We start from the raw sequence: 12614 nt of genomic DNA, 5'->3' as shown, positions 1-12614 counted from the left end.
CCAGCGCCATGAACGCCTTCCTCAAGCCCTATCTCGCCGCCCTGCTCGTCATGGGTGTGCTGGACGCCCTCTGGCTGGGCGTGCTGGCCAAGGACTTCTACCGCCAGGAGATGGGCGCGCAGATGGCCGAGCAGATCCGCTGGGCGCCGGCCCTGGCCTTCTATTTCGCCTACCCGGCCGCGCTGGTGGCGCTGGCGCTCTTCCCGGCCGGCCAGCCCATGGGCCAGCAGATTGCCCGCGCCGCGCTCGTCGGGCTGGTGGCCTACGGCGTCTATGACCTGACCAACCTCGCCACGCTGCGCCACTGGCCGCTGCGCCTGGCGCTGGTCGATACCGCCTGGGGAACTTTCGCCAGCACGGTTGCCGGCGCCTGCGCCGCCTGGGTGGGGGAGCGCTTCAGCTAAGAAGACCTGCAAAATCGCGGGCATGGCCAAACCCGCACCCAAACTCAGCCCCGACGAAGTCAAGCGCGTCATCGCCACCGCTTTCGAGGACGCGCCGCCCTACACCAAGGTGCTGCTGATGCATGGCATCGGCCATGGGGAGCTGGTGGCCTTGCTCAAGCGTGAGCTGACGCCGGCGGCCTACAAGCTCTGGGCAGCGCGCGGCAAGGCCAGCAAGGGCCCAACGAAGAGGGCGACCTGGCCCCACGGTCGCTGAGAGGAGTGCTGAGATGGATGCAGGCGTGAAGATCGGCCGCCGCCCCCTGCTCGCCTTGCTGGCCGGGCTCGCCGGTTGCAGCGACCCCGACGGCAGCTACCGCAACCGCATCGACACCGGCTGGCACCGGGACGACCTCGAAGCCCTGCTGCTGCGCTGGCACAGCCACGCGCCACGGCCGGATGGCAGCTTCCAGGTGCTCTTCGACCGCGCCTGGAAACCCCTGCCCCAGCCCGAGCTGGAGCTGACCGGCCAGGCCCGCCTGGTCTACGCCTTCGCGGCCGGCCACGAGTTTTTTCCGGACGCGGGTTATCTCAAGGTTGCGCGGCGCGGCGCCCACTTCATGCTGGAGCGCTATCGCGACGGGATCGGCGGCGGCTTCTTCCACACCGTGGGCGCCGATGGCCTTCCGCGGGCCGCGGTCAAGCGCGCCCACGACCACGCCTTCGTGCTGCTGGCCCTGGCCGAGCTTTACCGCGTGAGCGCCGATGTGCGCTACCGCGACGCGGCCCAGCAGGCCTGGCGCGACATCGATATGGGGTTCACCGACCCTGCCGGCGGCCTCTACGCCGAATGCGACCGCGACTTCAAGCCCATCCCAGGTGTGCGCATGCAGAACCCGGTCATGCGCATGTTCGAGGCCCTGCTCGCCCTGCGCGAGGCCAGCGGCGACAAAGTGGCCGAGACCGGCGCACGGCGCCTGGGCGACTTCGCCGCCTACAAGCTGCTGCAAGGCCAGGCCGACGGCGGCGCCTTCATCCCCGAGTCTTACGACGATGCCTGGAAGCCGCTGCCCACGAAGGAGGCCGGCGGCTATGTCGACCTGGGGCACCAGTTCGAATGGAGCCATCTGCTGGCCACGGGGGCCGTCGTGTCGCCGGTGTATGCGCAGGTGGCCGAGCGTCTGCTGAGTTATGCCGTCGCGGCCGGCTATGACGAGATCGACGGCGGCTGCGGCCAGCGTGCCTTCCCCGACGGCGCCAAGACCGATGCGCGCAAGGGCTGGTGGCAGCAGGCCGAATGCCTGCACGCCCTGCTCGTTGCGGCCCAGGCGACGGGCCGCACCGACCTGTGGCGACGCTACGAGCAGACGCAAGGCCTCATCAAGGCCCAGCTCGTCGATGCCGAGCAGGGCGGCTGGCGCGCTGCAGAAAGCCTGCCCTGCAAGAGCGGCACCTGCAAGGACGAGCAGCCCGACCCGTATCACATGGTGCGCCTGCACCAGGCGGCGTTGAAGGTCGCGAGCTGACCGCCGGGCTGTCGCGCTAGACCATGCCGGCATAGCGCCGCAGCGCGCCGGACAGCGCGATCAGCAGCAGCCCACCGGCGACGCACACCGCGGTCAGCACCAGGTAGAGCGACAGCCCCGTCGGCAGCAGCCAGCCGTAGAGCTGGCCGGCCAGCAAGCCGGCCGTGGCCTTGGCCAGCATCCAGGCGCCCATCAGCGTGGCGCCCCAGCCGGCCGGCGCGTAGCGCGACACCACGGCCAGCCCGATCGGGATGACCAGCAGCTCCGCCACGGTCTGCACCCCGATGACGGCCACCATCATCCAGGCCGGCACCGTGCCGCGCCCCTGCGCCAGCTCCTGCAGGGCCTGCAGCATCAGGAAGCTCACTGCCAGCACCAGCATGCCCAGGCCCTGGACGCGGAACTCCGGCCAGTTCAGCCGCGACAGCAGCCGCGCCGACAGCGGCGCCAGCAGGATGACGAGGATGGGGTTCACGGCCAGGAACTGCGCGGCCGTCAATTCAAAGCCGAGGAAGCTTGGCGAGACATGGTCGCGCACGAACAGCGTCATCACGCCGGCCGCCTGTTCGTAGCCCAGGTAGAAGCAGATGGCCACCAGCGACATCAGCAGGATGACCTGGATGCGGCGTCGCGCCCGCGCATCAGTCCAGGTGGCGCGCGCCGGTTCGGGGGCGGGCGCGGCGACAGCCGGCAGAAAGCGCCAGCCGGCCATGAAGACCACCACGCCGATGGCCATGCCCACCGCCGCCGCCATGAATCCATAACCCCAGCCGTGGCGCTGGGCCAGATATCCACCAATCAACGCCGACAAGGCCGCGCCGATATTGATGCCCATATAAAACACCGTATATCCGCCCTGGCGCCTCGCATCGTCCGGCAGATATAGCGCGCCGACCATGGCCGTCGTGGTGGGTTTGAACAAACCGGTGCCCACCGCCAGCAAACCCAGGGCCAGTGCGATGGGCTGGCCCATGCCCAGCACGACATGGCCCGCCATCATCAGCAGCATGCCCAGCACCACGGCACGGCGCTGGCCCAGCAAACGGTCGGCCAGCCAGCCCCCGAAGATGGCGCAGAAAAATGCCGAGCCGGTATACATGCCATATGCCGAAAGCGCATCGGCGCGTGAATATTGCAGCGCTTCGACGAGATACAGCACCAGTAGCGAGCGCACGCCGTAGAAACTGAATCGCTCCCACATTTCTGCACCGGCCAGCACGAACAGGCCGGCTGGTTGGCGGGGGTTTTTGGTGGGCGGAGAAACAGCCTCAGCGGACATGGAATCAGGCGTCTGAAAAGCGGTTTTCGATAATACGGGTGCGCCTCGACCGCGCCGTTAGGGCATTCGCGGCAACCCCAGGGGATACCCGCGGTGGCGATGCGAAAAGCGGCATCGAGAAGTCCAAAAATGTGATTAGTCGCGGATCGGTCGGGCTCATAGCATGAATTCAGACCCCAGCCCACGGCCCGCTCTAGAGGCCCAGAACGGCTCAGGGTTGGCCGATCCCTATAACGATTCCGGAGACACGATGAACAAACCAGCCCTGGTGCCGCTGCGCGCGGCCGCCTATTCCACCCACTCCCGCTTCGCCCTCAGCCTGACCGCCGCCGCCGCACTGGCCGCGCTGTCGTCCTCCGCGCTGGCCCAGCAAGCGGCCGCCGGGAATTCGCTGGAGACGGTGGTCATCACCGGCGCCCGCGCCTCGGCCGAGACGGCCCAAGCCATCAAGAAGAATTCCGATCAGGTCGTCGACTCCATCGTTGCCGAAGACATCGGCAAGTTCCCGGACAAGAACGTCGCCGAGCTGCTCGGCCGCGTCACCGGCGTGCAGATCCAGCGCGGCAACGGCGAGGCCGGCACGGTCATCGTGCGCGGCCTGGGCGGCATCGTCACGCTGCTGAACGGCCGCGAGTTCTTCTCCGACTCGGGCCGCAGCCTGTATCTGGCCGACGTGCCGGCCACGATGCTCAAGCGCATCGACGTCTACAAGACCCAGGAAGCCAGCCTGCCCGAAGGCGGCACCGCCGGCGTCATCGACGTGCGCACCAACCGCCCGTTTGACTTCAAGGGCGCCCAGCTCGTCGTCAACGGCCGCCTGGAGCACCGCGACAAGGCCGACGTCAACAACCCCGACCTCAGCGGCATGGCCTCCAACCGCTGGAATACTGACCTCGGCGAGGTTGGCGCGCTGTTCGGCCTGTCCTACCAGCGCGGCAAGTACCACGACGAGCGCGCCTGGGTGGGCGACCCGCTGACCTTCACGAACGCCGGCCGCAGCATCGTCGGCTCCGACGCCGTCGGCCGCGTGCTGGACCTGGGCGACCGCAAGCGCCTGGCCGGCAACTTCGCGCTGCAGTGGAAGCCCAGCGCCGACAAGGAGGTCTACCTGGAAGGCTTCGGCACCAGCATCGACCACCGCTTCCAGCAGTCCTTCCTGGTGGCCGGCGCGCCCGTCTTCGAGCCGACCTCAGTGGTGACGGTCAAGCCCGGCACCAACTTCATGGACACGGTCACCAACACCAACTACAACGGTTGGGGCTTCACCTCCACCCAGGCCAAGCACGACACGGTCAGCAACGCCCAGGTGGCGCTGGGCGGCCACTGGGATGTGACGGACCGCCTGCGCCTGTCCACCGAGCTGGCCCGCACCAACAGCCAGATCGACTGGGTCAATCGCATCCTGGACACCGGCTACTCGCCCACCAGCACGGTGGCCAAGGTGCAGGACGGCGGTGGCTACATCAACTACCCCAACCTCGACCTGACCAACAAGGCCAACTTCCGCATCAACGGCGGCGTGGACGTGCGCGGCGAGCGCGATGGCCACAACACCGACTGGCGCGGCGACGCGACCTATGAGCTGGGCGACGGCTTCTTCCGCGAGGTCAGCGGCGGCGTGCGCCTGGCCAAGCGCACGGCCATGTCCATCGGCACCACGATGCCCTGGACGACCAGCTTCTCGGCCGTGGGCAAGTCGACGGCTGACCCTGCACTGGCCGACATGTTCTCGGTGTCGCCGGCGACCTGGGGCGACTACGGCGTCAAGCAATACGTCTATGCCGACCGCGACTGGCTGCTGAACAACGGCGAGGCCTTCCGCAAGCTGCTGACCAACGGCAACGGCGCGCTGACGCCGTATGACCCGATGACGCTGTTCGACGACTCGGAGACGACGCAGGCCGTCTATGGCCGCACCAAGTTCGGCTTCGACGCCGGCGGCGTGCCGGTGACCGGCGTGTTCGGCCTGCGCGTCGTGCGCACCGCGCAGAAGCTGATGGGCAACTCCCGCAATGCCAGCACCGGCGTCATCACGCCGGTCAACATCGACACCTCGCGCACCGACGCGCTGCCCACGCTGTCGCTGAAGGCCGAGCTGACTTCCAAGCTGATCGCACGCCTGGTGACCGGCAAGGCCATCGAGCGCCCCAACTTCGTCGACTACAACCCCGGCCAGACCATCACCCCCCCGGGCGGCGGCGTCACCTTCGGCACCATCTCGGGCGGCAATCCCGACCTGAAGCCGACCGAGTCCACCAACCTGGACGCGGCGCTGGAGTACTACTTCGCCCGCACCGGCTCGGTGACCGGCACGCTGTTCGAGCACAAGTTCAAGAACCGCGTGTTCTCCCAGACCGTCTCGACCACGATCAACGGCGTGAAATACAACGTCACGCAGCCGATCAACGTCAGCAACGCCAACCTGCATGGCTACGAGCTGAGCTACCGCCAGTTCTACGACTTCCTGCCGGGCTGGCTGAGCGGCTTCGGGCTGGAGGCCAACTACACCTACATGACCGGCAAGCAGACCGACCCGAACACCGGACTGGAAGGCCCCTTCCTCGGCCAGTCGAAGTCGGCCTACAACCTGGTGGGCCTGTACGAGCAGGGCCCCTTGTATGCCCGCCTGGCCTACAACTGGCGCGCCAAGTTCCTGGCGGAGAAGCCTTACCGCAGCACCGGCCGCGAGCTGTGGGTGGCGCCGCTGCGCACGCTGGACGCGTCGTTCGGCTACACCATCAACAAGCAGCTGACGCTGTCGGTGGACGTGACCAACCTGCTGAACCAGTCGTACCACGACTACTTCGACCAGACCCCGGCGCTGGTGCGTGACGTGCGCTATTACGACCGCACGGTGGGCGTGTCGGTGCGCTGGAAGCTGTAAGCCTTTCGGTGTTCTGAATGAGGGGCGTTGCCGTGTCGAAGCGGTTACGCCCCTTTCTCTTTGTTCGCTGGATCGGGCCGCCTGCGCACCCTGCTCCGCTCGTGTCCCCCGGCCCGGGCTGCGCCCGAACCTCCTCCTTTACCTCGCTACGCAGGGCGCCCAGCCGTCCCGCTCCGGCTTCGGTGTCCTTCGTCGAACCAAGCCGGTGGTGCAGGCTGAGAGCAGTGGGTGAGGGGTGCAGCGAAGTAAAGGAGGAGGTCCGGGCTTGCCCGGGCCGGGGGACATGAGCGGAACCCCTCACCCGCTGATCTCAGCCTCCGCCCAATCGACAACGTAGTACTCATGACTGACCCGATCCAGCCTCTGATCCGCCAGCGCGCCGACCCCCACATCAGCCGCCACGCTGACGGCTTCTATTACTTCACCGCCTCGGTACCGCAGTACGACCGCATCGAGGTGCGGCGCGCGACCAGCATCGAAGGCCTGGTGAACGCACCCGTCTTCGACGTCTGGCACAAGCCCGACACCGGCCCCTACTCCGAGCTGATCTGGGCCCCCGAGCTGCATTTCAACGACGGCGCCTGGTACGTCTACTTCGCCGCCGCGGCCACCCGCGCGCTGGACCACCAGGGCATGTTCCAGCACCGGATGTTCGCGATCAGGAACACCGCCAAGGACCCGCTCGGCGGCCCGTGGGAGTTCCTGGGCCAGATCGATTCCGGCATCGACAGCTTCTGCCTGGACGCGACGACCTTCACCCACCACGGCCAGCTCTACTACCTGTGGGCGCAGAAGGACCCGGCCATCCCTGGCAACTCCAACCTCTACATCGCGCCGATGAAGACGCCCTGGCAGCTGGCCGGCGCGCCGGTGCTGCTGAGCAAGCCCGAGTTCGACTGGGAATGCCGCGGCTTCCTCGTCAACGAGGGCCCGTCGGTGCTGATCCGCCACGGCCGTGTCTTCATCAGCTACTCGGCCAGCGCGACGGACGAGAACTACGCGATGGGCCTGCTCTGGGCCGACGAGGGCGCCGACTTGCTGAACCCGGCCAGCTGGCACAAGTCCGCCGAGCCCGTGATGCGCAGCGCGGCGGAGGACAGCGTCTTCGGCCCCGGCCACAACAGCTTCACCGTGGGCGATGCGCCGGACGACGTGCTGCTGGTCTATCACGCCCGCACCTACACCGAGATCGAGGGCGACCCGCTGTGGAACCCCGACCGCCACACCTTCGTGAAGCCGTTGCGCTGGAATTCGGACGGCATACCGCTGTTCGGCAAGCCTTCCCGCCGCGACTGATATCAAAAACAGCATCGGTACACCGTGGAAATTGATTGGATTGCAATTCCCCGGCTGCCTAGCATCGGTTCAAGCGGCTCACCTCTGCAGCGCCGCAAGAACGACATCGAGACAAGACATGACGACTGAGGACAAGAAGAGCAAGGTCAAGCTGCGCTCGGCCGAATGGTTCGGTACCCAGGACAAGAACGGTTTCATGTACCGCTCCTGGATGAAGAACCAGGGCATCCCGGACCATGAGTTCAACGGCAAGCCCATCATCGGCATCTGCAACACCTGGAGCGAGCTGACGCCCTGCAACGCCCACTTCCGCAAGCTGGCCGAGCACGTCAAGCGCGGCATCATCGAAGCGGGTGGCTGGCCGGTCGAGTTCCCGGTGTTCTCCAGCGGCGAGAGCAACCTGCGCCCCACGGCCATGCTGACGCGCAACCTGGCGAGCATGGACGTCGAGGAAAGCATCCGCGGCAATCCGATGGACGCCGTCGTGCTGCTGGTGGGCTGCGACAAGACCACGCCGGCCCTGCTGATGGGCGCGGCCAGCGTCGACGTGCCGGCCATCGTCGTCACCGGCGGCCCCATGCTCAACGGCAAGCTCAAGGGCAAGAACATCGGCTCGGGCACGGCCGTGTGGCAGCTGCACGAGCAGGTCAAGGCCGGCGAGATCAGCATGCACGACTTCATGGCCGCCGAGGCCGGCCACTCGCGCTCCGCCGGCACCTGCAACACCATGGGTACTGCGTCCACGATGGCCTGCATGGCCGAGGCGCTGGGCACCTCGCTGCCGCACAACGCGGCCATTCCAGCGGTCGATGCGCGCCGTTATGTGCTGGCCCACCTGTCCGGCATGCGCATCGTCGAGATGGTGTGGGAAGAGCTGACCCTGTCCAAGGTGCTGACCAAGGAAGCCTTCGAGAACGCCATCCGCGTCAACGCGGCCATCGGCGGCTCCACCAACGCCGTCATCCACCTGAAGGCCATCGCCGGCCGCATCGGCGTGGACCTGGAGCTGGAAGACTGGACCCGCATCGGCCGCGGCACGCCCACGGTGGTGGACCTGCTGCCCTCGGGCCGCTTCCTGATGGAAGAGTTCTATTACGCCGGTGGCCTGCCCGCCGTCATCCGCCGCCTGGGCGAAGCCGGCAAGCTGCCCAACCCGGAGGCGCTGACCGTCAACGGCAAGAGCCTGTGGGCCAACTGCGTGGACGCACCCATCTACGACGACGAAGTCATCCGCCAGCTGGACAACCCGCTCATCGAAGACGGCGGCATCTGCATCCTGCGTGGCAACTTGGCACCTCGCGGCGCCGTGCTCAAGCCCTCGGCCGCCACGCCCGAGCTGATGAAGCACCGCGGTCGCGCCGTCGTGTTCGAGAACTTCGACGACTACAAGGCCCGCATCCTGGACCCCGATCTCAACGTCGACGCCAGCTGCATTCTCGTCATGAAGAACTGCGGCCCCAAGGGCTACCCCGGCATGGCCGAGGTCGGCAACATGGGCCTGCCGCCCAAGCTGCTCGCCGCCGGCGTGAAGGACATGGTGCGCATCTCCGACGCCCGCATGAGCGGCACCGCCTACGGCACCGTCGTGCTGCATGTGGCGCCCGAGGCGCGCGCCGGTGGGCCGCTGGCAGTCGTGCAGGAAGGCGACTTCATCGAGCTGGACTGCGCCGCCGGCCGCCTGCACCTGGACGTGCCCGAGGCCGAGCTGGAACAGCGCCTGGCCGCCTGGGCCGCCGCCCAGACCGTGGACCCGCAAGACGCCAGCGGCTACCGCCAGCTCTATGTGCAGCACGTGCTGCAAGCCGACGAAGGCTGCGACTTCGACTTCCTGCGCGGCAAGCGCGGCTCCGCCGTCCCGCGCCACTCCCACTGAGATTCATTCATGACCAACACCATCCAAGGCCTGGCGCTGATCGGCGGCTTGGCCGTACGCGGCGCCGGCAAGCCCTTCCAGGCTTTCGACCCGGGCAAGAACGAAGCCCTCGGCCCCGACTTCAATGCCGTTGACGCCGCCCAGGTCGCCGAGGCCTGCGCGCTTGCCGGCGCCACGTTCGACACCTTCCGTGCCACGACCGACCAGGAGCGTGCCGACTTGCTGGAGCAGATCGCCGCGCAGATCCTGGCGCTGGGCGACGACCTGATCGTGCGCGCGATGGCCGAGACCGGCCTGCCGCGTGTCCGCCTCGAAGGCGAGCGTGGCCGCACGATGAACCAGCTCAAGCTCTTCGCCGAGTTGCTGCGCGAAGGCAGCTGGCAGGACGCCCGCATCGACACCGCCCTGCCGCAGCGCACGCCGCCGCGGCCGGACCTGCGCCTGCGCTTCGTCGGTGTCGGCCCCGTGGCCGTGTTCGGCGCCAGCAACTTCCCGCTCGCGTTCTCCGTGGCCGGTGGCGACACCGCCGCCGCGCTGGCCGCCGGCTGCCCGGTCGTCGTCAAGGCGCACTCGGCCCACCCGGGCACATCGGAGCTCGTCGGCCGCGCGGTTGTCGAGGCCGTGCGCCTGAGCAACCTGCCCGCTGGCGTCTTCGCCTTGCTGACCGGCAGCGGCCACGGCATCGGCGACACGCTGGTGCGACACCCGGCCATCCAGGCTGTCGGCTTCACCGGCTCGCGCAGCGGTGGCATCGCGCTGATGGCCGCTGCGGCCGCGCGCCCGCAGCCCATCCCCGTCTACGCCGAGATGAGCAGCATCAACCCCGTCGTCCTGCTGCCTGGCGCCTTGGCCAAGCGCGGCGCGGACATCGCCACCGGCTTTGCCGGCTCGCTGGTCATGGGCGTCGGCCAGTTCTGTACCAACCCCGGCCTCGTGCTGGGCCTGGCTGGTGCCGACTTCGATCGCTTTGCCGCCGCCGCTGCCGAGGCGCTGAAGCCCGTGGCCGCCGGCACCATGCTGACGCCCGGCATCGCCAGCGCCTACCAGCGCGGTGAAGACCAGCTCGCCGCCCAGGCCCAGGTCGCCACGCTGACGCGAGGCGAATCGAGCGGTTGCCAAGGCGCGCCCGCATTGTTCAAGACGACCGGCGCGGCCTTCCTCGCCAACCACGCGATGTCCGCCGAAATCTTCGGCCCGGCCTCGCTGCTCGTCGCTTGCCGCGACATCGATGAGCTGCTCGCCGTCATCGAAGGCCTGGAGGGCCAGCTCACCGCCACGCTGCAGCTGCAGGACGACGACGAGGCCGACCTCGCCACCGCCCGCCGCCTGCTGCCCGCGCTCGAGCGCAAGGTCGGCCGCATCCTGGCCAACGGCTATCCCACGGGCGTCGAGGTGTCGACGGCCATGGTCCATGGCGGCCCCTTCCCGGCCACCAGCGACGGCCGCAGCAGCTCGGTCGGCACAGCCGCCATCCAGCGCTTCCTGCGCCCGGTCTGCTACCAGAACATGCCTCGCGCGCTGCTGCCCGCGGTGCTGCGTGAACCGAATGAGCGCGGCGTCTGGCGGCGCCGCGACGGGGCACTGACGCGCAACTAAGACGCGCAGGCCCGAACAGAACAACGAAGGAGACAAGACGATGAAGAAACAACTGCTGGCCCTCGTGGCCACGCTGGCGGTAAGCGCAAGTGCGCTGGCTGCCGACATCAAGCTGGTCGTCAAAGCCGACCAGCCCGGCCCGGTCATCCACCGCAACATCTATGGCCAGTTCGCCGAGCATCTCGGTACCGGCATCTACGAGGGCATGTGGGTCGGCCCCGACAGCAAGATTCCCAACGTGCGCGGCTGGCGCAAGGACGTCATCGGCGCGCTGAAGGACCTGAAGGTGCCGCTGGTGCGCTGGCCCGGCGGCTGCTTCGCCGATGAATACCACTGGCGCGAAGGCATCGGCCCGCGCAACAAACGCCCCGTCAAGGTCAACACCCACTGGGGTGGCGTGCAGGAGAACAACGCCGTCGGCACGCACGAGTTTTTCGACCTCGTCGAGCAGCTTGGCGCCGAAGCGTATGTGAACGGCAACCTCGGCACCGGCAGTGCCCAGGAGATGGCCGAGTGGCTGGAGTACATGACGGCCGAGGGCAAGTCCACGCTGACCGACCTGCGCCGCAAGAACGGCCGTGACAAGCCCTTCCGCGTCCACTACTTCGCCGTCGGCAACGAGACCTGGGGCTGCGGCGGCAACATGCGCCCCGAGTTCTACGCCGACCAGTACCGCCAGGTCGCGACCTTCCTGAAGACGCCCGAGCACAACCGGCCCAAGTTCATCGCCAGCGGCGGCAACGACCAGGACACCACCTGGACCGAGGTGCTGAGCAAGAACATCCGCCACAACTTCGACGCCATCGCCCACCACGCCTACACCTTCCCCAGCGGCAAGTGGGAAGGCAAGGGCTCGGCGGCGGGCTTCCCGGAAAGCGAGTGGATCTCGATGCTGCAGCAGGTCAGCAAGATCGACAGCACGCTGACCAAGAGCACGGCCGTGCTGGACAAGAACGACCCGCAGAAGAAGCTGGCGCTGTACTTCGATGAGTGGGGCAGCTGGTACGACCCCGAGCCCGGCAGCAACCCCGGCTTCCTCGTCCAGCGCAACACGCTGCGCGACGCACAGCTGGCGGCCCTGCACTTCCACGTCTTCCACGCCCATGCTGACCGCGTGAAGATGAGCAACGTTGCGCAGATGGTCAACGTGCTGCAGGCCATGATCCTCACCAGCAAGGACAAGCTGGTGCTGACACCGACGTACCACGCCTTCGCGATGTACACGCCCTTCCAGGACGCGACCTCGCTGCCCGCCACCCTAGAGAACAACCCGGTCTACAAGGTCGGCGCGACCGAGATGCCCGGCCTGTCCGCCACCGCCGCGCGCGGCAAGGACGGCAAGGTCTACATCGGCCTCGTGAACTCCAACGCCACGCAGGCCACGGAGCTGACGCTGCAGGTCGGTGCCTCGGCACCCAAGGCTGTGAAGGGCAAGCTGCTGACCGCCGCAGCGATGGACGCGCAGAACGAACTCGGCAAGCCGGCGCAAGTCGTGCCCGTGGCGTTTGAAGCCCAGGCCGTCGACGGCAAGCTCACGCTGAAGCTGCCGGCCAAGTCCATCGTCGTTGTCGCCATCGAGGGCTGATCGCCCTCGCACGGCAGGCATCTTTGCTGATCCGCAACCCCTGGGCCCGCCGTGTTGCTTGCCCAGGCGTTGCGCTGCATCCGTGGTCAGCACGGGGCATATCAAAACCGGGATCGACCGTGTCTGCAATGTCATTGGTGCGCTGCCGCCGAGCCTCCTAGGCTGCGCCGGCCACCACCATCAGACCCGGAG

At 67.8% G+C, this 12614-nt stretch carries 9 protein-coding genes; 8 read left to right on the top strand and 1 reads right to left on the bottom strand.

Features of this window, described 5'->3' with window-relative positions:
• Positions 1 to 8 precede the first annotated feature (8 nt).
• Genes AC07V5_RS03520 through AC07V5_RS03510 form a run of 3 tightly spaced genes read left to right on the top strand, consistent with a single transcriptional unit; the run spans position 9 to position 1909 of the window.
• Positions 9 to 404, top strand: a complete 396-nt coding sequence (locus AC07V5_RS03520; RefSeq protein WP_495114193.1) for a DUF2177 family protein — start codon at positions 9 to 11, stop codon at positions 402 to 404.
• Between the two features lie 22 nt (positions 405 to 426).
• Positions 427 to 660 carry a DUF2805 domain-containing protein gene (locus AC07V5_RS03515; RefSeq protein ID WP_495114192.1) on the top strand — a complete coding sequence of 78 codons (234 nt, stop codon included), beginning with the start codon at positions 427 to 429 and terminating at the stop codon, positions 658 to 660.
• A gap of 13 nt (positions 661 to 673) precedes the next feature.
• The gene (locus AC07V5_RS03510; RefSeq protein WP_495114191.1) at positions 674 to 1909 is read left to right on the top strand and encodes an AGE family epimerase/isomerase; all 1236 of its coding nucleotides are present in this window, start codon (positions 674 to 676) and stop codon (positions 1907 to 1909) included.
• 16 nt (positions 1910 to 1925) lie between these two features.
• Here AC07V5_RS03510 and AC07V5_RS03505 read toward each other — a convergent pair whose 3' ends face one another.
• A complete protein-coding gene (locus AC07V5_RS03505; protein ID WP_495114190.1) occupies positions 1926 to 3188 on the bottom strand; it encodes a peptide MFS transporter in 1263 nt (420 codons plus the stop codon).
• A gap of 250 nt (positions 3189 to 3438) precedes the next feature.
• On the opposite strand from AC07V5_RS03505, the gene AC07V5_RS03500 reads away from it, so the two are divergent.
• The 5 genes from AC07V5_RS03500 to AC07V5_RS03480 all read left to right on the top strand — a co-directional run bounded on the left by AC07V5_RS03500 (position 3439) and on the right by AC07V5_RS03480 (position 12422).
• Positions 3439 to 6072, top strand: coding sequence for a TonB-dependent receptor (locus tag AC07V5_RS03500; protein ID WP_495114189.1), 2634 nt, complete (start codon positions 3439 to 3441; stop codon positions 6070 to 6072).
• A gap of 342 nt (positions 6073 to 6414) precedes the next feature.
• Positions 6415 to 7368 (top strand): glycoside hydrolase family 43 protein, encoded by a 954-nt coding sequence (locus AC07V5_RS03495; protein ID WP_495114188.1) that lies wholly within the window; start codon positions 6415 to 6417, stop codon positions 7366 to 7368.
• 118 nt (positions 7369 to 7486) lie between these two features.
• A complete protein-coding gene (locus AC07V5_RS03490) occupies positions 7487 to 9241 on the top strand; it encodes an IlvD/Edd family dehydratase (RefSeq protein WP_495114187.1) in 1755 nt (584 codons plus the stop codon).
• Between the two features lie 9 nt (positions 9242 to 9250).
• Complete coding sequence (locus tag AC07V5_RS03485; RefSeq protein ID WP_495114186.1) at positions 9251 to 10837, top strand: aldehyde dehydrogenase (NADP(+)); 1587 nt, start codon at positions 9251 to 9253, stop codon at positions 10835 to 10837.
• A 40-nt stretch (positions 10838 to 10877) separates the two neighbouring features.
• Positions 10878 to 12422 carry an alpha-N-arabinofuranosidase gene (locus AC07V5_RS03480; protein WP_495114185.1) on the top strand — a complete coding sequence of 515 codons (1545 nt, stop codon included), beginning with the start codon at positions 10878 to 10880 and terminating at the stop codon, positions 12420 to 12422.
• Positions 12423 to 12614: the final 192 nt, after the last annotated feature.

The organism is Roseateles sp. GW821-FHT02E12 (assembly GCF_059421665.1).
This window is presented reverse-complemented; position numbering and strand designations above follow the sequence as displayed.

What these genes read in the sequence shown, in the direction of transcription:
- AC07V5_RS03495 (WP_495114188.1), top strand. Translation starts at nt 6,415, where the DNA reads ATGACTGACCCGATCCAGCCTCTGATCCGCCAGCGCGCCGACCCCCAC.
- AC07V5_RS03510 (WP_495114191.1), top strand. Translation starts at nt 674, where the DNA reads ATGGATGCAGGCGTGAAGATCGGCCGCCGCCCCCTGCTCGCCTTGCTG.
- AC07V5_RS03480 (WP_495114185.1), top strand. Translation starts at nt 10,878, where the DNA reads ATGAAGAAACAACTGCTGGCCCTCGTGGCCACGCTGGCGGTAAGCGCA.
- AC07V5_RS03520 (WP_495114193.1), top strand. Translation starts at nt 9, where the DNA reads ATGAACGCCTTCCTCAAGCCCTATCTCGCCGCCCTGCTCGTCATGGGT.
- AC07V5_RS03490 (WP_495114187.1), top strand. Translation starts at nt 7,487, where the DNA reads ATGACGACTGAGGACAAGAAGAGCAAGGTCAAGCTGCGCTCGGCCGAA.
- AC07V5_RS03500 (WP_495114189.1), top strand. Translation starts at nt 3,439, where the DNA reads ATGAACAAACCAGCCCTGGTGCCGCTGCGCGCGGCCGCCTATTCCACC.
- AC07V5_RS03515 (WP_495114192.1), top strand. Translation starts at nt 427, where the DNA reads ATGGCCAAACCCGCACCCAAACTCAGCCCCGACGAAGTCAAGCGCGTC.
- AC07V5_RS03505 (WP_495114190.1), bottom strand. Translation starts at nt 3,188, where the DNA reads ATGTCCGCTGAGGCTGTTTCTCCGCCCACCAAAAACCCCCGCCAACCA.
- AC07V5_RS03485 (WP_495114186.1), top strand. Translation starts at nt 9,251, where the DNA reads ATGACCAACACCATCCAAGGCCTGGCGCTGATCGGCGGCTTGGCCGTA.